Annotated in this window: 22 protein-coding genes, 1 pseudogene and 1 riboswitch; of the genes and pseudogenes, 14 read left to right on the plus strand and 9 right to left on the minus strand. The window is 35.2% G+C overall.

The annotated features are described in order from the left end of the window. Nucleotides 1–19 precede the first annotated feature (19 nt). A riboswitch (TPP riboswitch) is annotated at nucleotides 20–122 on the plus strand. From ABL518_RS03805 to ABL518_RS03825, 5 genes are all read left to right on the plus strand, one after another. Continuing rightward, nucleotides 111–386 carry a SemiSWEET family sugar transporter gene (locus tag ABL518_RS03805; RefSeq protein WP_006280002.1) on the plus strand — a complete coding sequence of 92 codons (276 nt, stop codon included), beginning with the start codon at nucleotides 111–113 and terminating at the stop codon, nucleotides 384–386. (Overlaps the previous riboswitch by 12 nt.) Beyond that, complete coding sequence (locus ABL518_RS03810; RefSeq protein WP_095742700.1) at nucleotides 367–1,059, plus strand: thiamine diphosphokinase; 693 nt, start codon at nucleotides 367–369, stop codon at nucleotides 1,057–1,059. The genes ABL518_RS03805 and ABL518_RS03810 overlap by 20 nt, the downstream gene beginning before the upstream one ends. A 1,021-nt stretch (nucleotides 1,060–2,080) precedes the next feature. Then, complete coding sequence (locus ABL518_RS03815) at nucleotides 2,081–3,475, plus strand: malonyl-CoA decarboxylase (RefSeq protein WP_095742698.1); 1,395 nt, start codon at nucleotides 2,081–2,083, stop codon at nucleotides 3,473–3,475. A gap of 75 nt (nucleotides 3,476–3,550) precedes the next feature. Beyond that, complete coding sequence (gene lepA, locus ABL518_RS03820; RefSeq protein ID WP_010082651.1) at nucleotides 3,551–5,347, plus strand: translation elongation factor 4; 1,797 nt, start codon at nucleotides 3,551–3,553, stop codon at nucleotides 5,345–5,347. A gap of 854 nt (nucleotides 5,348–6,201) precedes the next feature. After that, the gene (locus ABL518_RS03825; protein ID WP_095742697.1) at nucleotides 6,202–6,576 is read left to right on the plus strand and encodes a TrbC/VirB2 family protein; all 375 of its coding nucleotides are present in this window, start codon (nucleotides 6,202–6,204) and stop codon (nucleotides 6,574–6,576) included. On the opposite strand, the gene ABL518_RS03830 is transcribed toward ABL518_RS03825, so the two are convergent. The 4 genes and pseudogenes from ABL518_RS03830 to ABL518_RS03845 form a co-directional block, all read right to left on the minus strand. Further along, on the minus strand, nucleotides 6,552–7,550 hold the full coding sequence (locus ABL518_RS03830) for a pyruvate dehydrogenase complex E1 component subunit beta (RefSeq protein ID WP_010082654.1): 999 nt from the start codon (nucleotides 7,548–7,550) through the stop codon (nucleotides 6,552–6,554). The genes ABL518_RS03825 and ABL518_RS03830 overlap by 25 nt on opposite strands. 547 nt (nucleotides 7,551–8,097) lie before the next feature. After that, nucleotides 8,098–8,352 (minus strand): hypothetical protein, encoded by a 255-nt coding sequence (locus ABL518_RS03835; protein WP_251371801.1) that lies wholly within the window; start codon nucleotides 8,350–8,352, stop codon nucleotides 8,098–8,100. 54 nt (nucleotides 8,353–8,406) lie between these two features. Then, nucleotides 8,407–9,198: pseudogene (locus ABL518_RS03840) on the minus strand (AAA family ATPase); the annotation flags it as partial. Between the two features lie 644 nt (nucleotides 9,199–9,842). Next, complete coding sequence (locus tag ABL518_RS03845; RefSeq protein WP_156768658.1) at nucleotides 9,843–10,190, minus strand: hypothetical protein; 348 nt, start codon at nucleotides 10,188–10,190, stop codon at nucleotides 9,843–9,845. Between the two features lie 107 nt (nucleotides 10,191–10,297). Between ABL518_RS03845 and ABL518_RS03850 the strand changes: the two genes are divergently transcribed. Then, nucleotides 10,298–11,560 (plus strand): MFS transporter, encoded by a 1,263-nt coding sequence (locus tag ABL518_RS03850; protein WP_256440138.1) that lies wholly within the window; start codon nucleotides 10,298–10,300, stop codon nucleotides 11,558–11,560. A 40-nt stretch (nucleotides 11,561–11,600) separates the two neighbouring features. On the opposite strand, the gene ABL518_RS03855 is transcribed toward ABL518_RS03850, so the two are convergent. The 3 genes from ABL518_RS03855 to secG are packed head-to-tail and all read right to left on the minus strand — an operon-like array spanning nucleotide 11,601 to nucleotide 13,958. After that, nucleotides 11,601–12,008: a nucleoside deaminase gene (locus ABL518_RS03855; RefSeq protein ID WP_010962617.1), complete on the minus strand. Its 408-nt coding sequence runs from the start codon at nucleotides 12,006–12,008 to the stop codon at nucleotides 11,601–11,603. A 25-nt stretch (nucleotides 12,009–12,033) separates the two neighbouring features. After that, nucleotides 12,034–13,638, minus strand: coding sequence for a CTP synthase (locus ABL518_RS03860; RefSeq protein ID WP_015588967.1), 1,605 nt, complete (start codon nucleotides 13,636–13,638; stop codon nucleotides 12,034–12,036). Next, nucleotides 13,638–13,958, minus strand: coding sequence for a preprotein translocase subunit SecG (secG, locus tag ABL518_RS03865; RefSeq protein ID WP_010082625.1), 321 nt, complete (start codon nucleotides 13,956–13,958; stop codon nucleotides 13,638–13,640). Before secG ends, ABL518_RS03860 begins: the two co-directional genes overlap by 1 nt. Before the next feature lie 144 nt (nucleotides 13,959–14,102). Here secG and ABL518_RS03870 point away from each other — a divergent pair, with 144 nt between their 5' ends. After that, nucleotides 14,103–14,618: a gamma carbonic anhydrase family protein gene (locus ABL518_RS03870; RefSeq protein ID WP_010082624.1), complete on the plus strand. Its 516-nt coding sequence runs from the start codon at nucleotides 14,103–14,105 to the stop codon at nucleotides 14,616–14,618. A 50-nt stretch (nucleotides 14,619–14,668) separates the two neighbouring features. Here the strand turns inward: ABL518_RS03870 and ABL518_RS03875 are convergent, their stop codons facing one another. Further along, nucleotides 14,669–15,877 (minus strand): hypothetical protein, encoded by a 1,209-nt coding sequence (locus ABL518_RS03875; protein ID WP_348994353.1) that lies wholly within the window; start codon nucleotides 15,875–15,877, stop codon nucleotides 14,669–14,671. A gap of 249 nt (nucleotides 15,878–16,126) precedes the next feature. Between ABL518_RS03875 and ABL518_RS03880 the strand changes: the two genes are divergently transcribed. Together ABL518_RS03880 and ABL518_RS03885 are read left to right on the plus strand one after the other, a co-directional pair. Further along, nucleotides 16,127–18,721 carry a valine--tRNA ligase gene (locus ABL518_RS03880; protein WP_010082616.1) on the plus strand — a complete coding sequence of 865 codons (2,595 nt, stop codon included), beginning with the start codon at nucleotides 16,127–16,129 and terminating at the stop codon, nucleotides 18,719–18,721. 66 nt (nucleotides 18,722–18,787) lie between these two features. Beyond that, a complete protein-coding gene (locus ABL518_RS03885; protein WP_095742694.1) occupies nucleotides 18,788–18,976 on the plus strand; it encodes a hypothetical protein in 189 nt (62 codons plus the stop codon). Here ABL518_RS03885 and ABL518_RS03890 read toward each other — a convergent pair. Further along, nucleotides 18,959–20,287, minus strand: coding sequence for an IS4-like element ISWen1 family transposase (locus ABL518_RS03890; protein WP_010962373.1), 1,329 nt, complete (start codon nucleotides 20,285–20,287; stop codon nucleotides 18,959–18,961). The two genes, ABL518_RS03885 and ABL518_RS03890, sit on opposite strands and share 18 nt — an antisense overlap. A gap of 96 nt (nucleotides 20,288–20,383) precedes the next feature. On the opposite strand from ABL518_RS03890, the gene ABL518_RS03895 reads away from it, so the two are divergent. The 5 genes from ABL518_RS03895 to ABL518_RS03915 all read left to right on the plus strand — a co-directional run bounded on the left by ABL518_RS03895 (nucleotide 20,384) and on the right by ABL518_RS03915 (nucleotide 24,786). Next, entirely contained in the window at nucleotides 20,384–21,736 is a 1,353-nt protein-coding gene (locus ABL518_RS03895) for an AAA family ATPase (protein WP_215409495.1), read from the plus strand. A gap of 176 nt (nucleotides 21,737–21,912) precedes the next feature. Next, on the plus strand, nucleotides 21,913–22,662 hold the full coding sequence (locus tag ABL518_RS03900; protein WP_251371794.1) for a hypothetical protein: 750 nt from the start codon (nucleotides 21,913–21,915) through the stop codon (nucleotides 22,660–22,662). A 251-nt stretch (nucleotides 22,663–22,913) separates the two neighbouring features. Further along, the gene (locus ABL518_RS03905) at nucleotides 22,914–23,234 is read left to right on the plus strand and encodes a hypothetical protein (protein ID WP_010082621.1); all 321 of its coding nucleotides are present in this window, start codon (nucleotides 22,914–22,916) and stop codon (nucleotides 23,232–23,234) included. 30 nt (nucleotides 23,235–23,264) lie between these two features. Beyond that, entirely contained in the window at nucleotides 23,265–23,939 is a 675-nt protein-coding gene (pyrF, locus tag ABL518_RS03910; RefSeq protein ID WP_010082622.1) for an orotidine-5'-phosphate decarboxylase, read from the plus strand. Nucleotides 23,940–23,988: 49 nt separating this feature from the next. Beyond that, nucleotides 23,989–24,786, plus strand: coding sequence for a hypothetical protein (locus tag ABL518_RS03915; RefSeq protein WP_007548904.1), 798 nt, complete (start codon nucleotides 23,989–23,991; stop codon nucleotides 24,784–24,786). The last annotated feature ends 34 nt before the right edge of the window (nucleotides 24,787–24,820 follow it).

Genomic DNA, 24,820 nt, shown 5'->3' on the forward strand with positions numbered 1-24,820 from the left:
ACTAAATGATGTTATAAATTACACGCATTAGGGGTGCTCTAGAAAAGCTGAGAGTACATAAAGTACAACCCTTTGAACCTGATATTGTTAAAGCAAGCGTAGGAAAATGTATGTATATAAATATTGAAGAATGCTTCGGCTTCATTGCGTTAATTGCATCTCTAATTGGATTATCACCTCAAGTATATAAAGCATATATCACTAAAGTTACTCGTGATGTATCGATGTTAATGTTAGTAAACTATCTTATTTGTTCATTGTCTTGGATTGGCTATGGTCTTTACCAGAGCTCAATTTTTGTGGTGCTTAGCAATATTGCTGGATTAGTGATTAGCATAATATCAATTATTCAAAAATGTTACTACGATGCAAAACCTGCACCATGATCATGTGCTGCACTGCAGTACACAACAACAATATCGTTCTATTGTAGTGCTAAATGGAAAAATACCGAGCTCATCGTTTTTTAAACGAGATATACCTATTATTGCTGTAGATGGAGGAGCAAACAAGCTTCTATCAATTGGCGTAAAACCTGATCTTGTAGTAGGAGATTTGGATAGCGTAAATCTGGATTTACGTGCTAATTTGAATACGATATATCTACCTGATCAAGATTATTGCGACTTTTCTAGAGCAATGGCTCACTTAAAAACAGTAAAGTTATTGCCATCAATAGTAACGGGTATTACTGGAGGAGCAATTGATCACATACTACAGAATATTAACATTTTTCTAAGTACGGGCAGTATCTTTTACACACCTTCACCTCCCATGGTAGGTTACACTTTACAAAAAGGTATTACCCATTTTTTTTCTTTGCCAAAAAATACTAAAATATCTTTACTTGGTATACCGAGAGCTCAAATATCAACTAAAGGATTAAAATGGGAACTGCACCTTAGTAATCTTGCTTTTCCGGGAAAAAATTCTTGCTTTAATCGAAGTTTAGGCAATAAGGTATCCGTAGAAGTACACAGTGGTATATGTCTAGCAATGATTTATTTAGAGACAGTAGATGATGCTGCAAGACATCATGTGCGTCAAGTTAAGAAGTAAATAGACTTCTTGCATAACCCAAACTAAGTAGAAAAAAGGTATCATCCAAGTAGCTGACACTGGTTCCTTTATGACGTGTCATTCCAGTTTCAGCTACTTGAATGACAGCAGTCCTACGTCATACCGCCGCGGTATCTCTTAGCCGCTAACAAGCAGCGGGATGACGAATTACTTAACCATCATTACACCGTCATACCGCGATTCATTCGCGGTATCTCTTAACATAGATCCCCTACTATACCTTAACATAGATCCCGCTAACACGTAGCGGGATGACGATTGTCGTTTAGCTATAAACATTAAGAAATTTACCAAACGAAAAAAAAGGCAAAAGAAGCCCTGAGGTTATTATCCGCTTTAAAATATTGGCGTTTTTTATGTTTTAAACGCTTGAAAAGCGAGATTCAGCCGCTTTTAATTGCAACTAACTTACGCTGCAAATGTTTAAGAAATTTACTAAGCAGAAAAAAAGACAAAGAATCCCCGAGTTAGCTAGTCTTTTACTATCTCTGTCGAGTATTGGCATTTTTTGATGTCTTGTAACGCTTTATAAGCGCGTTCAGCTTATTTAGATAAAAATCTAGATGTAGATGAAGTTTTGTAAAGACATACAGTATCTATATACTGCAAAAAATTGAACATAAGACGCCGATACATTAAGTAATCCTTACTTTTTAATCTGCAGATTGGCGAAAGCAAATACAATAGCTTCAGTTTCATGATAGGGGAGCTGGCGGAGTTTGTCAAGCAAGTTTTTTCGTTTCTACTGAATGACAGTTGTGGCTTGGGAGGTAGTGCAAGAAGTCTATTGTATTACTGAATTATTAATAATCTAGTAATAGTGCCTGCTATGTAGCTAAAATTTTCCTTTAACTTAAGCTATATGTAGCTAAAATAACTTGGGTTTACCGACGATTTGACAAACGACAAATTCGTCATCCCGCTACTTGTTAGCGGGATCTAGAGATATCGCAGCGGTATGACCCTGACTTGCATTAGCTATGTATAATAAAGGGAATCTATGACAAAAGAATCATTGGTAAAAACTGATATAGTGAAAGTTGAAGACAAAAAGCCGGTAAGAAGCTTTTTTAAAATACTAGGTGGAGTGGCAGATGCTGTAAGATCGTGGATTGGTAACATCAGTCCTGATTTAAGCAACAGTCGCGATATCGATAGTTTAGTCTTGAAGATGAACGAGTGCTTAAATCCAAAGGGAGGGGAGGTTTCAGCACGTAAAAACGCTGTATCTCTTGGTAACTTGTACTTAAGCTTATCAGAGAAAGGTAAAATAAAATTTCTACAAACCCTGGCAGAAAAATTTAATCCGAATAAAGCGGAAATAGATGAGAAAATTAGAGAGTATAAGAAAAACCAAGATCCCGAGTTAAACTATAAATTTGAACAGGATTTAATAAAAATTCTTGAATCACCGCGTTCTAAAATATTGAAGCAATTTATTTCTTTACCAGAAGGCCTTAAGTTTATTGTTGATATGCGTTCTGACGTGCTTAAGCTAAAGAACCAATATAGAAGCTTGAATCCACTAGAAAGCGAATTAAAAAATATACTCTATACTTGGGTTGATGTTGATCTACTTGATCTTCGTCAAATCACCTGGGATTCACCTGCATCATTGCTAGAAAAACTTATAAAATATGAAGCTGTGCATAAAATTTCCTCTTGGGATGACTTAAAAAACAGGCTGGGTCTCTGTTTTGCTTTTTTTCATTACAAGATACCAAACGAACCTCTAATTTTTGTAGAGGTTGCATTGGTGGATAAGATTGCAGATAGTATTCAACACCTTTTAGATGAGTCAGTACCTTCAAATGATCCGAGTAATGCAAGCACTGCTATATTCTATTCAATATCAAACACTCAAGCAGGGTTATCTGGAATCAGCCTTGGTAATTTTTTGATCAAAAGGGTTGTAGAAAAGCTATCACAGGAGTTTAAAAGTATAAAAACATATGCAACTCTTTCTCCAATACCTGGCTTTACGAAATGGCTAAAAAACAATCTAAACCAAGATGTCACTTTATTGGGCAAACTAAATATAAAACAATCTAGTGCAGAAATTTTAGAAAGTGCAGAGCAATTAAAAATTAACGTTGAATGTATAAATGAAACTAAACAATGCATGCTTAAACTATGTGCATATTATTTACTAAAAGTGAATAATAGTAATGGGAATGCTTATGATCCGGTGGCGCATTTTCATTTAAGCAATGGTGCATCGATAAAACAATTAAACTGGATGGCGGATACTTCTGAAAAAGGTATTAGTCAGTCGGCTGGAATGATGGTAAATTATCTGTATGAGTTGCCTAAAATAGATAATAATCATGAAAACTATATGGTTAATAAAGTGATTTCCTGCTCGAAAAAAGTGTCGTCTATGTTGAAGGAGTAAATAGTCTCTTAATAAAGGATTGCCCTCACAACACTTAAAATGTAAAATGGTTCTACTTAAGTAAAATAGCCATAAATGAACAACATAAGAAATTTTGCAATAATAGCGCATATAGACCACGGTAAGTCAACGCTTGCTGACCGTTTAATAGAGGAATGTAACGGCCTTGAAGCAAGAGAAATGATCAATCAAATACTCGATTCAATGGATATAGAACGCGAACGTGGGATTACAATTAAGGCACAGACGGTAAAACTCAATTATACGGCAAACGACGGTAATCAATATTGCCTAAATCTCATGGACACCCCAGGTCACGTTGACTTTTCTTACGAGGTAAGCCGAAGCTTAGCCGCATGTGAAGGTTCACTTTTAGTGGTAGATAGTAGCCAGGGCGTTGAAGCACAAACCCTTGCAAATGTATATAAAGCTATTGACAACAACCATGAAATAATAGTTGTGCTCAATAAAGTTGATCTTCCTGCTGCAGATCCAGAAAAGGTAAAACTCCAGGTTGAGGAAGTAATTGGCATTGACGCAAGTGAGTCAGTTTTAATATCAGCAAAAACTGGACTTGGAATAAAAGATGTACTGGAAGCAATAGTAGCAAAACTTCCAGCTCCTCAAGGTGATGTAAATGCTCCACTGCAAGCAATTTTGGTTGATAGTTGGTATGACACTTACTTAGGAGTAGTAATTTTAGTGCGAGTTAAAAATGGAGTGCTAAAAAAAGGCATGAGAATTGTTATGATGTCTAATAATGCTACATATCAGATAGATAATATCGGTATTTTCACCCCTAAAAAAGTGATGACGGGTGAACTTTCAGCGGGTGAAGTTGGTTTTATAACTGCTTCAATGAAGGAAGTAGCAGACTGCAAGGTAGGAGACACTATCACTGAGGAAAAGAGACCTTGTAGTGAAGCACTTCCTGGATTTAAAGAAGTGCATCCTGTGGTATTTTGTAGCATTTTCCCTCACAAAACGGATGATTTTAAATATCTAAGGGAAGCTCTAGAGAAGTTACATTTAAATGATGCAAGTTTTACCTTCGAAGCTGAAACTTCAAATGCACTAGGCTATGGATTTCGTTGTGGTTTTTTGGGAATGTTGCATCTTGAAGTTATTCAAGAAAGACTCGAGAGAGAGTTTGATTTAGATCTAACAGCAACTGCACCGAGTGTTATATATAGGGTTACAACACGAAGTGGTGAAGTTTTGAATATTCATAACCCAAGTGATATGCCAGATCCAACGAAAATTGAAATTGTGGAAGAACCGTGGATTACCGCAACCATAATGGTTCCTGATCAATACTTAGGTGATATTCTATCTCTATGTGAAGAAAGGAGGGGAGAACAGGAGGATTTATCTTACATTGGTAACACAACAACAGCATTGTTAAGATATAAATTACCACTGTCTGAAGTTGTTTTTGACTTTTATGATCGATTAAAATCAATTTCCAAAGGATATGCAAGTTTGGATTGGGAAATTTCCAGCTATCTGGTAAGCCAAATAGATAAATTAAGCTTTTTAATTAATGGAGAGCCCGTAGATGCACTGGCTTGTATCGTTCACAAAAGTAGGGCAGAAAAAAGGGGGCGTGAAATATGTGCACGCTTGAAGGATTTAATACCACGTCAGCAATATAAAATCGCGATTCAAGCGGCAGTGGGCGGAAAAATTATTGCCAGAGAAACGATTAACCCATACAGAAAAGATGTAACAGCTAAACTCTATGGTGGAGATGTAACGCGAAGAATGAAACTACTTGAAAAGCAAAAGAAGGGTAAAAAAAGGTTACATTCTATAGGGAACGTAAATATTCCACAGAATGCTTTTATTCAAGCCTTGAAGATAAGTGATTGATCTTAAAAGACTTCTTGTATAGTTTTTGGCAACAACCGTTAGAAACGAAAAAACTTACTTGACAAACTCCGCCAGCCCCCTTATCATGAAACTGAAGCTATTTATTTATCTTCTCTGTACAGATTAAATGACAAAAAAACTCACGTATCTGGCGTCTCATGTTTAATTTTTTGCACTATGTGCACCTTATGTCTTTATCAAACTTCTACCTACATAAGCTGAAACGCGCTTATAAAGCGTTTAAAACATAAAAAAACGCCAACTTAAAAAATGGATAGTGAATAACTAGCTACCCTATGGTTTCTTTTGCCTTTTTTTCTGTTTAGTAAATTTCTTAATGTTTCTAATTTAGATTAGTTGCGGTTTAAAAGCAACTGAATCGCGGTTATTAAGCATTTAGAATAAAAAAACGCCATACTTGAAAGTATAATGTAAGTAATTAGCCAACCACGGGGCTTCTTTTGCCTTTTTTTTCATTTGGTAAATTTCTTAATGTTTATGGCTAAACGACAACCGTCATCCCGCTACTTGTTAGCGGCTGAGATACCGCGGCGGTATGACGTAGGACTGCTGTCATCCCAGTGCTTGACACTGGGATCCAGTTGAGCTATTTCAACAAAAATACTGCATTTGAGATGAACGTTCCAGACTTATTTATAAATATAACAATTAAAGTCTGGATTCCAGCGTCAAGCACTGGAATAATATCGTTTACTATGTCTATATTACAATATTTGTGCAGTTGTGTGTCAACTACTTTTGTGGCACCGTTTGTTATTCAATCTTTATGCTAGTTTTACTAAAAATTATAGTATTTTAGGTATAATTGCAATATCTAAATTTAAGGTATAGAGATGAACCCTAGGAAAGTTTTTAATATTCTTTTTATAGTATTATTTATTTCTTTTTCTCATGTTGGGAGTGCTGCCGCTGACACTAATACTGATACAACTGCTCAAGTAATATGTAACATTATTGGCTACGTTTGGGGAATAGGCGGACCGCTTATGACCGTAGTGATAATAGGTGCAGCTTTGCTTGCGATATTTGGTAGAATGCCATGGCCAGCTCTTTTTGCACTCGGTATATTTTGTGCTGTATTTTTCGGTGCTAAAACTATCGTCATAAAAGTAATGGGTGGTATAGGCGGCACTGGAAATGCTTCTTTGATGGACCAATGCGGAACAGGAGACACAAAAAAGAACTATTTTTTTCTAAAACAGACCTGATGCACGGCTTCAACTATATCTTCCACTTGCGGTAATGCTTTTTTTTCTAGATTTGCAGCGTAAGGTAAGGGGATGTCCTTGCCAGTTACACGTACAACTGGAGCATCAAGGTAGTCAAATCCTTGTTCCATAACAACGGCTGACAGCTCTGCTCCTATTCCTGCAAATGGCCATCCTTCTTCTACACTAACTAACCTATTAGTCTTCTGAATAGAGTTAATAACAGTTTGAGTGTCAAGTGGTCTTAAGGTTCTGAGGTCAATAACTTCAGCTTCTATACCTTTACTCGAAAGTAAATCTGCTGCATTTAAGGCATCCATTAATTTTAATGAAAAAGCAGTGATAGTTACATCCTTTCCTTCCCGTATAACAGCAGCTTTGCCTATCTCAAGTAGATAATCTTTGTTTGATAGCTCAGAGTCAGAAACTTCATGCTCATGTCCATAAGCTATTTCGTTTTCTAGAAATATTACCGGATTAGGGTCACGAATTGCAGCTTTAAGCAGACCTCTGCAATCTGAGGCAAAATAGGGTGCTATTACTTTTAACCCCGGTATATGCGAATACCAAGCTGCAAAGCATTGAGAATGTTGTGCAGCAACTCTTGCTGCAGCGCCATTTGGTCCACGAAATACTATAGGGCATCCAAGTTGTCCGCCTGACATATAATTTGTTTTTGCTGCGGAATTCACAATTTGGTCAATAGCTTGCATAGAAAAATTAAAAGTCATAAACTCGACTATTGGCTTTAATCCAGCAAATGCCGCTCCAACAGCAAGGCCAGCAAATCCATGTTCGGTAATAGGCGTATCAACTACTCTGTTTTCTCCAAACTCTTTCAGTAATCCTTTCGTTACTTTATAAGCACCATCATACTCTGCAACTTCTTCACCCATGATAAGCACATCAGAGTCGTTTTGCATTTCTTCTCTAATTGCTGTGCATAAAGCTTCTCTTACACTTAAGGTTGCCATTTATAAACTTTTATAGACTTTAACTAAAGTAACTATATCAGAATTACTGGGGGTAAGTAAAGTGTACAAATTAAGTTTTACAAACATCATGACCAACTCATTCCAAAAAAAAATCTTCTCACGCTTGCTGGTTTTGGTTGCTAAAAATGATTGTATTGCTTGTGTTTTTAATAATATATACTGCTAAGTTAATAATAATTCACTTGGGAATAACAGAAAAATACATGATAATTTTATATTTCAAATAGAATAAAATCCTTTTTATTGATACTGTCTTTTTTTGTAAAAAACATTCCTAACTTTTCCACCACTTTTTCTGGCTAAGGTCAGTATAACTTTTGCTTGAAATAACTGTTTATATGGTGCAATTTACAGCTTTTAGTTGCTAAAATTATAACTCTTAATTTAATAATTTTAATCCAATAAGCTTTCAGGTTAATAAAATTAAATTATTTGAGTAAATGCAATACCATGTCTTTATTTGTGGGTAATAATAAGAATAACGAAGGTTGGCTCAGCTACACTTCTATAATTTCAATTTTTATGTTTACCGTATAAAAGAAGTTTCTTCTATCTGTGTCTTCGCGTTTGAAACTAACTTTATTCTATCTCTTTCTTGTTCTGGACTTAACCTGTGAAGCGCGTAACTGAAATCTTCCTCACTCACTATAAGCCGTCTTTGCGCACCAGCGCTAATTTTTGCTTCATTCACTAATTGCTCTAACTCAGCCCCAGAATAGCCTTCAGTCTTGTCTGCAATGTCTTGGAGGCTTAGCTTTTCATCAGTTTTTGTACCTCGCATATAAAGTGCCAATATCTTTTGTCTCACCTCTATGTTTGGATTAGGGACATAAACCTTCTGACCTAAACGTCCAGGTCTAATAAGTGCTGGATCTATACCACCGATAAGGTTAGTTGCACCAATTACTATTATATCTTTTCTGCTCTTAAATCCATCTATTTCAGTTAACAACTGTGTTAAACTCTCTCAACAATGGTAAGCTGAGTTATTAGCGGTACTTCTTTTTTGTGCAACTGCATCTATTTCATCTATAAAGACTATACAAGGAGAATATTTTTTTGCTATTTTAAAAAGCTCGCGTACAGCATGTGCACCATGACCAATATATACTCCAATAAGTTCAGGACCTGAGATGCTTATGAAATTCATATTTGATTCACCTGCAATTGCACGAGCGATAAGTGTTTTACCATTTCCAGGAGGGCCATATAATATGTAACCTCTTAGTGAATTAATACTTTTATTTCCAAACAGCTTGCGCATTTCTTCTGTCATTTGGTCACAGCAAATCATCTGTAACCGTTGTTTTAAGGAGTCATCAATTATAGCATCAGCAAATGTTATTCTTTTATCATCTGAATTAGCTAATTCTATCGATATAGGCAGCTCTACTTCCTTTAGTTTGCTGAATACTTGATCATATACAAACCAAACAATAAAAAGGAGAACGACAAGTAACACACAAGGCATAGCTTCACTAACATAATGTGCAGCTAACTCATACCCTTTACTAAGCAACATTGTATGCATATAGGCAAACAAAAAAGCGATAGAGACAATAGTTGCCACGCATAGTAAACAGATTGAAATTCTTTTTAGTAATTCTGAAATTTCAATTTTTTTCATCTTAATACCTTATACCAATTTTAAACTAAGAATAATTTTATCTAGCTTACCTATTTTAGCTTGATTAGAGCGTTCAGAAAAATTATCAAGTACGTACTTTGTTAAATACTAAAAACAATATATCACCATATTGTCACATACATCTTTAAAGTTTACCAAATTCATTTTCAAAAAACAAGATTTTATTATTAACCCGAATTCTGGATTAGATTTTAGGTAAATTATTGAAAGTCTTGAATTTTACTAAATTAGTAACTAGTCTTAAAATGCTTACTGCTTTATCGTAAATGCTAAAACAACAAGCTATTGATATTCTTGTTTTTTTTAATCTCCAATCCAGAATTCGGGTTAAAAACGCTAACTTGTATCTTCAAGAAGTAAGACATAATAGCTCTAAAATGTCTTGCAAGGAAAGGTAAAGCTGAACGCTAACTTATGCCAGAAAAATACCGTCTTGTTTGCCTTTTTGAGTAGTATCATCTTATTTTTCCTGTAAATTTTGTTTATAACGCCTAAGATTTACGATATTTTAATCCCGGTAGAATATCTTATAAAATCAGATTATATGTTATACCTATGGAAATAGATAACTTTCAGCAATATTACAACCAAGAAGAAATGAAGACAGTAACATTAGCTCAAATTTATAAAGACTTGGTAATAAAGATATTCGATATAGCCACAAGCAAAATGTAAGCTACTATTAATGGTATTATGGAAATAGCACCAACGATACCACCTACTATACCTACTACCAGAGGTGACGGAGTAGTAAGGCTTAATATAATAAGTGGGAGAGATATAATTGATAGTATTATAGAAATTACACCTACTGTTTTCAGAAGAGATAGAAATCCTTTTGAATCTAAGTGTTCTTTAATTCCCTTAAATAATATAAAGAAAATGCTTATACACATTATAGCACAAAGTATTACTGCTGCTATTTTTATTATAGCTGCTGCTATAAGTGCTGCTAAATAAGCTATATTCATTGCAATTATCACACACCATAATAAAAAAGTCAACTCCATATGTTTAGGTTGTAAAATCCCAAAAAGCAGCCAGAATAGAATAAGCAAACATTTACGAATTGAATTTAGTGCAAACAAGGGTGTTGATATCAACCATACTCTGCAGAATCGCAATATGGTATGACTACATGCTTTTTATTGATTTGATTAACATAATCAGCAGAGAGTTTTGTTTTGCAAAAGATGTCTACAGTAACATACTGCAATTATTTGGAATTGTAGGGCTAGGTGCAATTGTAAGGCCACTTGGTGCATTCATATTTGGTCACGTTGGTGACAGGTATGGAAGGAGGATAGCATTAATAATTACTATCTTGCTAATATCGATACCATCAAGTCTCATTGCATTTATTCCAAGTCACAATCAAGTAGGTATAATTTCTACTATATTGCTTCTTGCAATCCATATAACACAAGGAATTGCACTTGGTGGTGAACAAGGAAGTTCTGTTTATCTTATAGAGCATTTATCCAGTAGGAAAGAGAACTTAGGGATGTATTTTGGAATGATGGGTTTTGGTCGCTCCATTGGCGTCTTGCTTTCTGCGGTGATAGTGATTATCTGCAAAAAAACTACTGATTTTTGTACCTGGGGTTGGAGATTGCCATTTATTTTCTCAGCTATTTTAGGATTAATTAGCGCGTATAGCATATACACATTGGGAGAAACTCCAGCATATGAAAAAAATCGAAAACAAAGAAATTTACCTGATTTGCCAATAATAGAGCTTATAAAACGCCACAAGAGAGCTCTTATACTTGCTATTTTAATATCTGTACCTGTTAATGTTGCTGTTGGATTTACCATATTTCTTCGAACTCTCGCAAAGGAAATAGCATCAGTGGATGTTTATGTAACAACATATATCAACGAAATTGTATTGATTATAACCAGTGTATTAATGCCGATATCTTCAATAGCGTTTGGAATGTTGGCTGATAAAGTTGGAAAAGAGCGCACTGCAATCTTATTTATAGCAATTACAATGGCACTGTGTTGTCCTGCGTTATCTATTGCATATTACTATAAAAATTATCTTGTGATTGCGTTGAGCGTAATGGTTCTCTCTATAATAGAAAGGGGTATAGTTCCCATAGGAATAGTTGCATCTGAACTCTTTCCTACCAATGTTAGATTTAGTGGTGTGAGCTTATCACGCAATATCTCTTATGCGTTACATGGAGGATTTACTCCTATGGTTTGTATTTGGTTGACTGTAACATTTCCTCAAACAAACCTTGCTGCTGGGCTTTATATAGTCTTCTGCTTGTTGATCAGTGTGGTAGCAATATTGCAAATAAAACCGCAAGATAAAAATTTTGATTTGTGAAAGTTCTCAGTTTTCTCTTAGATTTATACCGTAACCTAAATTAGGTCCTTAGTTTCTCAAAAAAATCCTTTAACAAAAAAGAGCATTCTATTTCTAATATCCCACCATAAACTTCAGGTATATGGCTGCAAAATTGAAATATCTTAGCACCATTTTCAATTCCTCCACCTTTTGGATTATAAGCTCCAAAGTACAATCGTTTAATTCTGGCAAAGGAAATAGCTTGAGCACACATCGGACATGGTTCTAATGTTACGTACATATCAGCATCACAAAGCGTGGGAGTTGAAAATGCTTGTCTGATCGCTAACATCTCTGCATGTGCAGTTGGATCGCTGGATATATTGTGTGCAGAAGAAATGATATTGTCTCCACTCACTATTACAGCACCTATGGGCACCTCATCATTTTTTTGAGCGAGTTTGGCTTGCTCTATGGCAAGCTCCATATATTGATACTTAAACACTAGGCACTTATTTCTTATCAATTGCTGCTTTAACGAACGACACGAAAAGAGGATGAGGAGAAAACGGCTTTGATTGAAATTCTGGATGAAACTGCACACCAATAAACCACGGATGACTCTCTAACTCCACTGCCTCTATGCACGTTCCATCTTCTGATATGCCACTGCATAGCAGCCCATTTTTTTCCAAATCATCTTTATAATCTGAATTGATTATGTATCTATGCCTGTGTCTTTCTGAAATAGTAGTGTTACTATATGCATCCATCATTTTAGAGTTTGCATTTATATTACATTTGTATGCCCCAAGTCTCATGGTTCCACCAAGATCGTCATCTTGATCGCCAGCTAACTTAACGATTGGATGTTTACAGTTACGAAATTCTTCAGAGTGTGCATCTTCAAGCTTAACAACATTACGAGCAAATTCAATAATTGCAAGCTGCATACCAAGGCAAATTCCGAAAAATGGGATATTATTTGTACGGGCATAATTTATTGCTAATATTTTACCCTCTACTCCGTCATCACCAAACCCCCCTGGAACAAGGATTGCATGAGAATTCTGTAATTTCTCTCCTATAAGTTTTTCATTTATAGGTTTTTCTTCCTTCTCTCTTGAGTTAACCCAATTTATCTTTACTTTGACTTTATTACTAATTGCACCATGATTTAATGCTTCAACCAGTGATTTGTATGCATCAGGGAATTCGGTGTATTTTCCCACTATAGATACAGTAACTTCCTGTGTTGGGTGCCTTATGGAATGCACTATTTGATCCCATTCAGTCAAGCTTGGTTTTGGCTTACTTAAATGAAAGTGCTCCAAAATTTGCGTATCAAGCCCACATTGGCTATACAACACCGGTAACTCATATATATGACTCACATCAGGGGCAGGTATCACATTGGATAAAGAAACATTGCAAAGCTTAGCTATTTTCTCTCTTTGATTATCGAAAATTTCTTTCTCACTGCGGCATAATATAATATCTGGTTGTAACCCCGCGGAATTTAACTCTCGAACTGAATGCTGCGTTGGTTTTGTCTTTAATTCTTGCGCTGCGGTAAGATATGGTATTAAAGTTAAGTGAATAAGGATAACTCTTTGTTTTCCTAATGTGTAGTTAACTTGACGTATAGCCTCCAAAAATGGTTGGCTTTCAATGTCACCTACAGTTCCGCCTATTTCACATATTACAAAATCTAAACCTTCCGTACCATTAAAAATGAACGATTTGATCAAATCTGTCACATGAGGAATGACTTGCACAGTTTTGCCCAGATAATCACCACGCCTCTCTTTCTTCAATAACTCATGATATATCTTACCAGTTGTTATATTGTCATCTTTTGTTGCTTTAATTCCAGTAAAACGCTCATAATGCCCAAGATCCAAATCAGTTTCAGCACCATCCTCGGTCACAAATACCTCTCCGTGCTGAGTTGGGTTCATTGTCCCAGGATCAATGTTGAGATACGGGTCAAGTTTTCTGATACGGATCTTAAAACCGTGAGCTTGAAGAAGCGCACCAACGCTTGAAGCAACTAAGCCTTTACCAAGCGATGACACAACTCCACCTGTAACAAAGATAAATTTAGCTTCCTTCATTAATTTTCAAATGGAACAGAAGTAGGTTCACTTTCTTGCTTTTTTTCTAATATAATTTTCTCTGCAATCGATTTTTTATGTACGTCTTTTGAATATAATCCTGACAATAGCAATGTGTTTATAATAAACAATCCAGCAACAATAGCCGTTATTCTGCTGAGCGGGTTTTCAGAAGATTTCACTGGAATCATCGAATTGACCCCCTGTTGTGTATTACTAAAACCACCTAACGAACTACTTCCAGGCGGCTGCAAGAGCACTAAAATTACTAACACAACAACCAATATTATTTGAAATATACTTAATACCGCTACTGACATTATAGATAGGGCTGAAAATAAAAATCTTAGCAGTACAAAGCACGTAAGTCAAGAACATCTGTCACCCAAATAACTTGAAATCTAAGTATGTATTTACTGCTTACCTTATTTTGATTAACATATGCATAAGACTTTGGGCTTAATATGTATCACATTTTAAAATATAAAGATTATGAACCAAAAATAGACGAAAGTGCTTTCATCGCAGGTGGTTCGCATATCATAGGTAAGGTTGAAATAGGAAGAGATGCAAGCATCTGGTTTAATTGTGTAATCAGAGGGGACGTTGGATCAATAAAAATAGGTAATGGAACAAATATTCAAGATGGAACGGTAATTCATGTGGATAGAAACCCAGGTGGTGACACAATTATTGGCAGCATGGTAACAGTGGGACATTTTTGTGTGTTGCACGCATGCACGGTGCATGATAAGGCGTTTATTGGTATGGGCTCTACCGTGATGGACCATGCAGTTGTGGAGCCTGAAGCTATGGTAGCTGCTGGCTCACTGGTAACACACGGAAAAGTGATAAAAAGTGGGGAAATATGGGCTGGCAGGCCAGCAAAATTCTTCAAAAAAATGTCGAATGAAGAAATTAAACATATTACACAATCAGCACAAAATTATATTATGCTAATGAAGAAATATAAAAACTGAAGTTCGCGTCAAGTGTTTTACTTGACACGTACATTTCGGCTTAACCCTTGTTACTTCTTTTTCCCATTCTCATTTACTTCTTGTGCTTTTGCCCCATCTACTTGAGTACTAGGTAATACTGCATATGTAATACCACCGGCTACGAGTGCAGATGCTACTGCTATACCAATCATTACTAACATCTCTAACTTAACTGTACGTTCAAGTGCAGTAAATGCTATCAGTCCAGCAGCAAGACCCATACCAACAGTAGCAGTGTACCGTGCTCCATTGCCTTGTTTTGGTTGCTCAGTTGTTTTGCTTTTATCTTCTAGTTTTCTATTTTTCTCCTCAGCTTCAGTCAATCGATTTTGTAAGTCTTTTGTTTCATCCTTTTTGGCTTTTAACTGAGCAGCAGTATCATTTGGTGCTGCTTGCAACTGCTGAACTTGATCTTTTAATGCTATTATTTCATTCTCTTTGGCTTTTAACTGAGCAGCATTTGGTTGGTTGTTTAACTGTGCTTCTAAATCTTTTATTTTATTTGTTAGTGTTGTTTTTTCACCCTCTAACTTCGTAACAGCAGCATCTGGTTGAGCTTTTAATGCTGTCATTTCATTCTCTTTCTCTGTTAACTTTTGCTGTAACGCCACAGCATCTAATGCTTCCAATTCTGTTATTTTAGCATTTTTCTCTTCTAACTGCTGCTGCAACGCTGTAGAATCTATTGCCTTTAGTTTTTCCACTTCAGCTTCTAAGTCTTGTTTTTCCTGCTGAGCTGTGTCCAATTGATCTTGTAATTCTTGTGTTTTAATTCTCAATTCCTCCTCAGCTTTCTTCTTTGCAGCTTCTAATTCTTCATTTTTCCCCTTTAACTGCTCTTCTGCAGCTTCCAATTCTGTTATTTTAACATTTTTCTCTTCTAACAATTGTACTGTGGGATGGCAAGATAGGGCTTTTACCATAATCTCCTCTTTCCCATCGTTAAAGCCTAACAGATTTTTCATTTCTTCTAGGCGACTAAAATATTTGCCACCCTTTTTCCCAACGGATTTTACATTCATGATTGTATTATCTCCTAGTTCTTCTTGAGGATAAGAACCAGTAATATATAGTTGTTGATCATTTAGCGTACAGCCCACATAAAACTTGTCATCAATTATAGCACCACTCTTATCTACGTTTTTATACTTTTTAAATTCTTCATAATCATCTATAACAAGCACTATTTCTTTTTTATCATCGGCAACCTGTATTGTACCATTCTTTAAGCTTAGCATAACGAACCTCAATTATAATTTAACATTACATAATACCCTTAGAACCTAAGGTCAAGTAATATTTTTATCATAGCATAGAAAATTTATGTTCGTAAACAAAAAATTTTGGCGTAAAATTGCCGTAATTGTGCTATAGCTAAAGTAATTTAGGTTTACCGACCATCGTCATTCCGCTGCTTGTTAGCGGGATCTAGAGATACCGCGGCGGTATGACGTTGCTAGCTTAAAGTTTAAAATTGAGAAATATTTATGTTAAAAGAAAAATATGGCTTTAAAGAAGTTGAAGACAAATGCAACATATTGTGGGAAGGCAGTAAAGTTTACAGGTGGAATGGTGAAAAGGATAACACTTTCACTATAGACACACCTCCACCGACAATATCGGGTAAATTGCATATTGGCCATATATTTAGCTATTGCCACACGGACTTTATTGCAAGGTTTCAGCGCATGCTGGGAAAAGATGTGTTTTACCCAATTGGGTTTGATGATAATGGGCTTCCCACTGAAAGATTGGTTGAGCAAACCTATAAAACCCGCGCAAAAGAAGTTGGCAGGGAAAAATTTATAGAGATGTGCCATGAGGTTATTGAAAAATCAAAGCAAGAATTCAAGGAACTATTTAAATCGGTCGGCATTAGTTATGACTGGGATTTGGAATATCACACGATCAGCAAGGAAACTGTGACGCTTTCACAGATGTCGTTTATTGATCTATATAATAAAGGGTATGCATATAGAAAAATGCAGCCCATCCTTTGGGACCCGGTTGATAAAACAGCAATTGCGCAAGCAGAAATAGAAGATAAAGTTTTTGAGTCATCCTTAAATACGATAGTTTTCTCTACTGAAGAAAATGAGCAGATCAACATTGCAACTACGCGACCTGAGTTACTTCCAGCATGTGTTGCAGTTTTTTGTCATCCAGAGGATGCGCGCTACACCCATCTGATCGGAAAAACAGCCGTGGTGCCGATCACAGAGACAAAAGTTCCAATAATAGCTGATGATAAGGTTAAAATAGATAAAGGCACTGGGCTTGTTATGTGCTGTACGTTTGGTGATGAACTCGACATATATTGGCAGCAAAAGCATAATCTACCGATGAAAATTATCATCGATCAGGATGGGAGGATGAGCCTTCATTCAGTACATGGTCAGAAGGAAGAAATATGGATCCCAGTGTCTGGGCACTGGGATGACACCATAGGGGCTACTGGGATGACAGGAGAAAGGGCTACTCAGATGACAAAGGAAGGTGGGTGTGATCAGAAAGAAGAATGGATCCCAGTGTCAGCTACTCGGATGACAGACGATATACTAAATGAAATAAATGGATTGAAAGTTACAGCAGCAAGAAAGCGGATAATCGAAATCCTAACTGAAAAAGGACTTTTGGTAGAAAGCACTAACATTTCTCATTCTGTTAAGTGTGCAGAAAGATCTGGTGCACCACTTGAGATATTGCCTACTTATCAATGGTTTATCAAGACCTTAGAGCAAAAAGCTCAAGTATTAGATAAAGTAAAAGAATGCAATTGGCACCCAAGCAATATGCGTAAACGCATGGAAGTGTGGATAGAAGGGCTAAATTGGGACTGGTGCATCTCAAGGCAGCGCTATTTTGGTGTGCCATTTCCAGCGTGGTATTCCAAGCGTAAAGGAGAAGAGGGCAAAATCATCCTAGCTGAAATAAAGGTCCTACCTATAGATCCATCGAAAGATTTACCAAAAGGGTATAGCAAAGAAGAGATTATCCCAGATCAAGATGTAATGGATACTTGGGCCACAAGTTCAATTACTCCTCAACTAAGTGCACTGGCAGTAAACAGTGAGTTTAGCTTACCAAATCATCGCTATGATACGATATTTCCTGCAGATCTGCGCAGCCAGAGCCATGAGATAATAAGAACTTGGGCTTTTTATACTATTTTAAAGGCACATTATCATGCAAATTCTTTACCTTGGAAAAACATTATGATCAGCGGTTGGTGTTTAGCAGATGATAAGAAAAAGATGAGTAAATCAAAGGGTAACATCATCACTCCTCATGTAATACTTGAAACTTATGGAGCTGATGTAGTGCGCTATTGGGCAGCGAACTCAAGGCTTGGAGTTGATACAGTCTACTCTGAAAATACATTCAAAATTGGCAAGCGCCTCGTTACAAAACTTTGGAACGCTAGCAAGTTCGTTTCCATGTTCATGGAAAAGCATCAAGTGATGAGCATAAATTCTGCTCACGAGACAATGGATAAGTGGATATTGTCTAAGTTATACAAAGTTATAGAAAGAGCAACAAATAACCTATTACAGTTTGAATACTGCGAAGCTTTGGGCGCAATAGAGGAATTTTTTTGGAAGGATTTTTGTGATAGTTACTTGGAGTTAGTAAAAAAACGTGCGTACGGAAGCAGTGAAGCAACCTTAAGTGCAAAACAAAGCTTGGCGTATGTGTTAAATGTTATTTTGCGGTTATTTGCACCTTTCTTGCCATACATTACAGAAGAGATATACCACCAGTTATATAGTTATAATTCTGTACACAATCAAAGTAATTGGCCAAGCAAAGAAGAACTTATCTACGATAAATATTCAGAGGAAATGGGAGATAATGTTATTCAGATATTAAACATTATCAGAAAGATAAAGGCAGATAATAATGTATCAGTTAAGCATCTGATAAAAAAGTTGATGATAAAAGCAGATCTACGAGAGGATAAGTTGGATCAATCCGCACAGAATGATTTGCAGGCAGTTTGCAATGCGGAAACGATAGAGTGGATGCAGTCTGAGCTTGAAACTGAAGACGAGAAATACATAGTGAATATAGATTTATATTGATTTTTATAGCTTTACTTCCTTTAATATCCATGCTATTGTAATCATTATTAGTATGAGGGAATAATAATGGGGGATTTATATAATAAAGCCAATGCACCGTATCTTATAGCTGGTGCTCTTGCTACTTTGGTATTGCTTGCGTCTGGGACACTTGCCGTTGCCCCTTATGTTGAGTTCTTGTCTTCAGTTGCAGCCTTTAATGTAGCTCTTCCTGTTGCTTTGAGCATACGCGTCAAGTTAAGAGATTGTAAGTAAATTCAGGGAAGTTAAGGTAGATACTCTAGTTTTTCTGTACTTGTCTTTTAATGAAAATCGAGACCAAGTTATGGTAAGCTTTTTAAGAAAAACTTTCAAACTATTAACTTTATTCTTTAGTGCTAAAAATAACTCTATAACCCGCCTTTTTAGCTCAATAAATGCCTTTGTTAAGCTAAGTTCTGTATTCTTTTTCACTTCTGTGCAACCAACTATGCCGTGAAATATAAGAATTGCGCACAATTTAGCATATAGTTCACATAATACTCTGCATGGCTTTCCTTTTAGCTTATCAAGTCTGATATGGCTTTTATACAATTTAAATAATAACTCAATTTGCCACCTTACTCTGTAAATCGTTAATACTTGCTCAGCACTAATTTTATTTTCTGGAACATTAGTTATAAATATTGACCAGTTCAACAATTTTTGATTTCTTTTAGAGGATGTATATCCCTGCGATCTTGCTAATCTATTAGCTTTCCTTCTTCTGGCCATAGACTGTTCTTCAGTTAGTTTCTGACATATAATTCTTACTCTAATTTTTGCTTCTTTTCCTAACAATACCTCGTTTTCTAAAAATAACTTATCCTCTAAACATTCTAATAACTCCATTTTTTGATTTGTTTCTACATCATATATGTTGGTATCGGATTTATAACGACTTATGAAATAAGCTCCTATTTCATTGATTTGTTTAAAAGAACTTGGCACAAAATAACCGAGATCAGATATTAGCAAATCATTGCTTAATATATTACTTAAATGTTTCCTATATCCCTGGTCTGATCTTACTCCCTCCGTTAAATTAAGTTGGTCTATTATCTGATTCATGTAGTCGAAAACTAATTGTAACTTTATTCCAGACTTAGTATTGCTTTCATAGCCACTGTAGCTAGTACCATAACCTTTATACATCTCTTCCATACTGTTAGGTAGAGTAATATAGCTACTGTCCAATAATTTAACACTATTAAATTGCTGTAAGATTTTGCAATCAACTTGCAAGATATTTTTGAAGAGAAGCACAGATTCATTATACATCCTTTTCATAAATTCCACTGCTTCTTCAGTAAATCTAAAATCCAAACCTTGTTTTGTTATATCTATCGAGTCCTCGTTTAGTAATTGACACATTGTTTCTACGCTACAATTATCAACCCCTATATTACCCAAGACCATGGCTTTTACGAACGATGAACCTTTTAGCTTTCTCTTTCTTTTTATAAACCTTGTTGTAATTGAGATTTTGTCTGCTTTTTCATTAAAAAATTCTTTGAGCTTTTTTGATAAGCTAGTTATTTTATTCATTGGTTCTCTCACTAAAAGTATTTCTGGGAGAACTTATACCTTATTATTCTATCTCTTTCATACCTTTATTTCCTTAACTTGACGCGTATGGTTGCTTTGAGTTTGTCTATACTTTCTGTTCTGGTGCTTGTACTTTCATGTAAAATGATCAGCCAGAATAAAAAGCTTGATGCACAAAAAGCAGAACCTAATGAAAAAAATGGATTAGCTAAAGAGCAAGAAAATATAATACAAAGCTTAGAGCCTCAAATCAAAGAGCTAAATAAGAGGCTTAGTAGTCAGTACAATGAGATTGAAAAGCTAATTGCTAGTGCTGCAAAAAAAGAGGAGCTAAATAAGCTTAACAATGAAGTGAAAGAGCTAAAGGTAAAGATTGCTAGTGTTGCAAAAAAAGAAGAGATAAATAAGCTTAGTAATGAAGTTGAAAAGCTAATTGGTAGTGCTGCAACAAAAGATGAAATGGAAGAGCTAAAGGCAAAGATTGCTAGTGCTGCAACAGAAAGTAAAACACAAGAAAAGATTTTTATGAAATTTTGTGCAAAAGGTGAAAAAAGAGGGAAGAAAGCATTTGAGGATTTTATATTTATAAAAGAGATAAAAACAAAATTAGTAAATATTTATGAATCAATAAAAAATAATATTAATATAGTGTCTTCAGCAAAATCAGGTGATTCAGAAGAAGAGCAAGAAAAAATACAAAGAGGATTCATTTTTCACGGTCCAGGAGTAACTGGTAAGAGTTCAATTGTTGAGGCGATTGGGGATCAGCTGATATCTCTAACTACATTTATAAAAGTTTCTGGAGCTGATTTGCTTGAAAAATCAAATATAAATGATCTTTTTAATAAAGCAAACGAAAACGCTCCTTGTATAGTTCTTATAGATGAAATCGACAGCTTTGGCAAGGGACGCACTGATGCCAATCGAGTACCTTTAAATTATTTTTTCACTAGATTCGATGAAGCTGATAAAGGTGTGACGGTGTTTGCTACAACTAATGTTAGTCTGCAAGATTTAGATGCATCACTTGTTAGGGGAAGTCGTTTGAGTAGTAAACTCAAGTTTACTATGATAGAAGGAAGTATACTTAAGAATATACTGAAGGATGGTCTGAATGAAAAATTAAAAAATAAAAAGTACAAGCATGCTATCTCAAGAATTTTAAACGAAACAACACTTACAACACTCTCTATCTCAGCAGCAGATGTGGAATGTTTTATAAATTATATAGTTGAAAAGTTAAACAACAAGATTGGAACTTCTGCTTATACTATAATTAAAGATTTTTGTATTAAATATAATATTGGAGAGGTGTCGAATAAGCAGACTAACAGGAAAATTGAAAATTCTATAGGAGAATCACAGCAATACACATCCAGACCATCACATAAGCTGAATGACGCTTTATGTGATTCTGGATATACCAGTATGTTCTACCCCGATCAATAGCTAACTAGACTTATAAGTACAATGGTACACTCGATACACAAGGTCTAAGTCATTTTTTAGCTAGCAGACTGAAGATGGGAAGTTTGTTGTAGGTGCAGCACTATAGTTCCTCCACAGATAAGAGAATTTTAATAAATATATACAAGACTGCTGAACGTGGGGGGAGGAGGGGAGTAATGAGCAATTTGCTTAGTGAGGCTAACACATTTTATTTTATAGCTAGTTCCTTAGCTACTCTTACGTTACTTACATCTTTAGCGCTTATTGTAACTTCTAATGTGCCTCTTCCTCTAATTCTTGCTTTAGCTACATTATCTGTTTTGGTGCTTGCACTTTCGTATAAAATAATTAGTAATAATAAAAAAATAGAGGTTGAGAGAAATAAATTCGCTCAGAAAGAGCAAGAGTTAGAAAATAAAATAACTCTAGGAAAGGAAGCTGAAAAAGCTGCAAACAAAGAAGTGGAAAAATTAAAACATGAATTAACTCGAGAAAAGCAAAATTTAGACAAGAGAGCAAAAAGATTGGATCAGAAAGTAAATGAGTCAGAAGTTGAGAGAGAATCTCTTCTTGAAGAAAAAAAATCTTTAGAGAAAAAATTAGAAACAGCAAAGAATCGTACGTTTGAAATAGACAATGAATTGGACAAAACAAGAAAGGAAATAGGTAAGCTTAATGAGCAGGAAGAGAAATTAAAACTTGAAATCTCATGTTTAAAGAAACAGTTGGAAGAAAGAAGTAGATTTATTGCAAAGCTGAAGATGGAAGTGGATGATAATAAACATTTAGAGCTAGAGAATAAGGGGTTAAATGATAGAATAGAAACGTTACGTGAAGTACAAAAGGCACTACGTGAGAAAAAACATGAACTTAGTGAAAAAGTAGAGGCATTGAATAAGGAAAAAATAAACTTTCTAAAGAAGTAGAGGAATTACGTGAAGAACAAGAAAGGCTGCATGCAAACTTAGATAAGCTACAATGTAAAATTAAAGAGGTCAACAAAGAAAAGAAAAATTTATCTAAAGAATTAAAAGAGAAATTTGAAGAGTTAGATGAAGCAAATGGTTTAATTAAAAATCAATCTTTTGAGTTAGATGGGATAAGAAAAGATTGTAATAATGAAGTAAAAGGTTTAAGAAATTCACTTTTAGAACGAGACAGCCAAATAGAAGATTTTTTGAAAGAGAAAGAAAAACAAGTGAATTTTGCGCAACTGTTGATAAGATGCGTAACAGACAATATAGAAGAACCAATAAGAAATAATGATGGAAAAGCAATATTAGATACGATTCAAATATTAAAGTCTGCGTTACAAGGAGAAATTGCACGGCTTTTGCCAGACGAAACGCCTTCTTCTTCGCTGGAAGATCTTGGATATGAATCATTATTTGTCAGTCGCTCATCCACCCCGACCAAGTTGCCAAATTCACTATTGACAGAATCTTATGAACGCAGTCAGTTCAATCAGAGTGAAAGTATTTGCAAAACACAACAATGAGTCTTATTATAAGATAAATCATGCAAGATAATGAACCCAATAATATGCGCACTGGATACACAAGACTTAAATAAGGCTATTTCTCTAGCTAATGCTCTGCGTGGTAAAGTTGGCATGGTAAAGCTGGGATTAGAATTTTTTGCTGCTCAAGGTCTTTCTGGAGTGCAAGAAGTTGCAAAATGCAATGTACCAATTTTTTTAGATCTGAAATTGCATGACATTCCAAACACTGTAGCTAAAACAGTTGAAGTAATAAAAGTTCTGAACGTTGAAATGTTAACTCTGCACATCAGCGGTGGGACAAAAATGCTTGAAGAAGCGCTAAGTGTAGTGCAAGGCACAAAAATAAAGCTGATTGGAGTGACAGTGCTAACTAGTATGAGCAATGAGGATTTAAACGAGCTTGGAGTAGCAAGAGAAGTAAAATCACAGGTAATTTTGCTTGCAAAGCTTGCAAAAAAGATTGGACTCTATGGAATAGTCTGTTCTGCATTGGAAGCTCAGGAAGTGCGCCGAGAATGCGGTGAAGACTTTAAAATTATTACTCCAGGAATTCGTATAGATCCAGGTCATGACGACCAAAAAAGAACAGCAACACCAAAAGAAGCAATAAATTCAGGAGCTGATTATATCGTCATTGGCAGACCCATTACAAAAACTACAAGTAGTGCGGAGCTAATATTGAAATCCATGAAAGAATTTTAATATAATAACTTAATTTATAAAAATACTAACATATTAATTAGGAATAAGCATGAGTAATATCAATAGAATAATACGCGAAGTAATCAAGGAATTCCGCTCAAAATTACCAGATAAGGAAATAGAGGAATATTCTGGCAAATTGAATAAGCTACATATCTACCAGTGCAATAAGCATATAATAGAAAATAAGAAGCTATATCATTATACAATAAATGGGAAAACCCATGCTATGGGTCAGCATGGGCATAATTTTGTCAAGAGTTTAGAAGTTATCTTGAGGAATAAGCCACAAATTTCCTTAGAAGAGGTAATTGATTTTATGGAAAAAATAATTAATTTTGGTATTGATAGTTGTTATGGAGCATTTGAGATGATATTTGAATCTCGCTCTGGTGTTACAATAGATGATGCAGTTAATTTTGTAAAAGATAGCTTATCTAGTAAATTTTATGGATTCCATGGCAGTGGGATTTTCAAAGTAATATTAGAACTTAATCCAGAGAGCTCTCTTGAAGAGATAGAGAAACAATTTAGCAAAGTAGTAGATCCTTACTTTCTTAATGCTTGGAGTCGAGAAAGTGAAAGGGCTTTTGCTAAGATATGTAGGTTATGTAGAGAAGGACATGTGGAGAATATGCAGAAATTTGATTTTAGCAATTTTAATTTAGATCAAGATAGTGCTGGAGCATTAAGAGCACTGTTACAGTATTGTGTTGACGTTTCTAATCAAAAAGCTTTAGGTGATTCACATGAATTGCATAGAGAAGAGATGGAGGGGATATATAAATTTGATGATAATTACGATTTAAATTTAGATAGTGATCATAATGATAGTATCTGGCATTGAAATTATACTACAATAATAAAATAACTGGATAAAA

It is taken from the genome of Wolbachia endosymbiont of Drosophila willistoni, assembly GCF_040084705.1.
In the GTDB taxonomy this organism is placed as follows: Bacteria; Pseudomonadota; Alphaproteobacteria; order Rickettsiales; family Anaplasmataceae; genus Wolbachia; species Wolbachia pipientis.

Bases quoted from the DNA above. Each gene is read 5' to 3' on its own strand.
- ABL518_RS03805 (WP_006280002.1), top strand. From the start codon at position 111: ATGTATATAAATATTGAAGAATGCTTCGGCTTCATTGCGTTAATTGCA.
- ABL518_RS03810 (WP_095742700.1), top strand. From the start codon at position 367: ATGCAAAACCTGCACCATGATCATGTGCTGCACTGCAGTACACAACAA.
- ABL518_RS03815 (WP_095742698.1), top strand. From the start codon at position 2,081: ATGACAAAAGAATCATTGGTAAAAACTGATATAGTGAAAGTTGAAGAC.
- lepA (WP_010082651.1), top strand. From the start codon at position 3,551: ATGAACAACATAAGAAATTTTGCAATAATAGCGCATATAGACCACGGT.
- ABL518_RS03825 (WP_095742697.1), top strand. From the start codon at position 6,202: ATGAACCCTAGGAAAGTTTTTAATATTCTTTTTATAGTATTATTTATT.
- ABL518_RS03830 (WP_010082654.1), bottom strand. From the start codon at position 7,550: ATGGCAACCTTAAGTGTAAGAGAAGCTTTATGCACAGCAATTAGAGAA.
- ABL518_RS03835 (WP_251371801.1), bottom strand. From the start codon at position 8,352: ATGCGAGGTACAAAAACTGATGAAAAGCTAAGCCTCCAAGACATTGCA.
- ABL518_RS03845 (WP_156768658.1), bottom strand. From the start codon at position 10,190: ATGAATATAGCTTATTTAGCAGCACTTATAGCAGCAGCTATAATAAAA.
- ABL518_RS03855 (WP_010962617.1), bottom strand. From the start codon at position 12,008: ATGGAGCTTGCCATAGAGCAAGCCAAACTCGCTCAAAAAAATGATGAG.
- ABL518_RS03860 (WP_015588967.1), bottom strand. From the start codon at position 13,638: ATGAAGGAAGCTAAATTTATCTTTGTTACAGGTGGAGTTGTGTCATCG.
- secG (WP_010082625.1), bottom strand. From the start codon at position 13,958: ATGTCAGTAGCGGTATTAAGTATATTTCAAATAATATTGGTTGTTGTG.
- ABL518_RS03870 (WP_010082624.1), top strand. From the start codon at position 14,103: ATGTATCACATTTTAAAATATAAAGATTATGAACCAAAAATAGACGAA.
- ABL518_RS03875 (WP_348994353.1), bottom strand. From the start codon at position 15,877: ATGCTAAGCTTAAAGAATGGTACAATACAGGTTGCCGATGATAAAAAA.
- ABL518_RS03880 (WP_010082616.1), top strand. From the start codon at position 16,127: ATGTTAAAAGAAAAATATGGCTTTAAAGAAGTTGAAGACAAATGCAAC.
- ABL518_RS03885 (WP_095742694.1), top strand. From the start codon at position 18,788: ATGGGGGATTTATATAATAAAGCCAATGCACCGTATCTTATAGCTGGT.
- ABL518_RS03890 (WP_010962373.1), bottom strand. From the start codon at position 20,287: ATGAATAAAATAACTAGCTTATCAAAAAAGCTCAAAGAATTTTTTAAT.
- ABL518_RS03900 (WP_251371794.1), top strand. From the start codon at position 21,913: ATGAGCAATTTGCTTAGTGAGGCTAACACATTTTATTTTATAGCTAGT.
- pyrF (WP_010082622.1), top strand. From the start codon at position 23,265: ATGAACCCAATAATATGCGCACTGGATACACAAGACTTAAATAAGGCT.
- ABL518_RS03915 (WP_007548904.1), top strand. From the start codon at position 23,989: ATGAGTAATATCAATAGAATAATACGCGAAGTAATCAAGGAATTCCGC.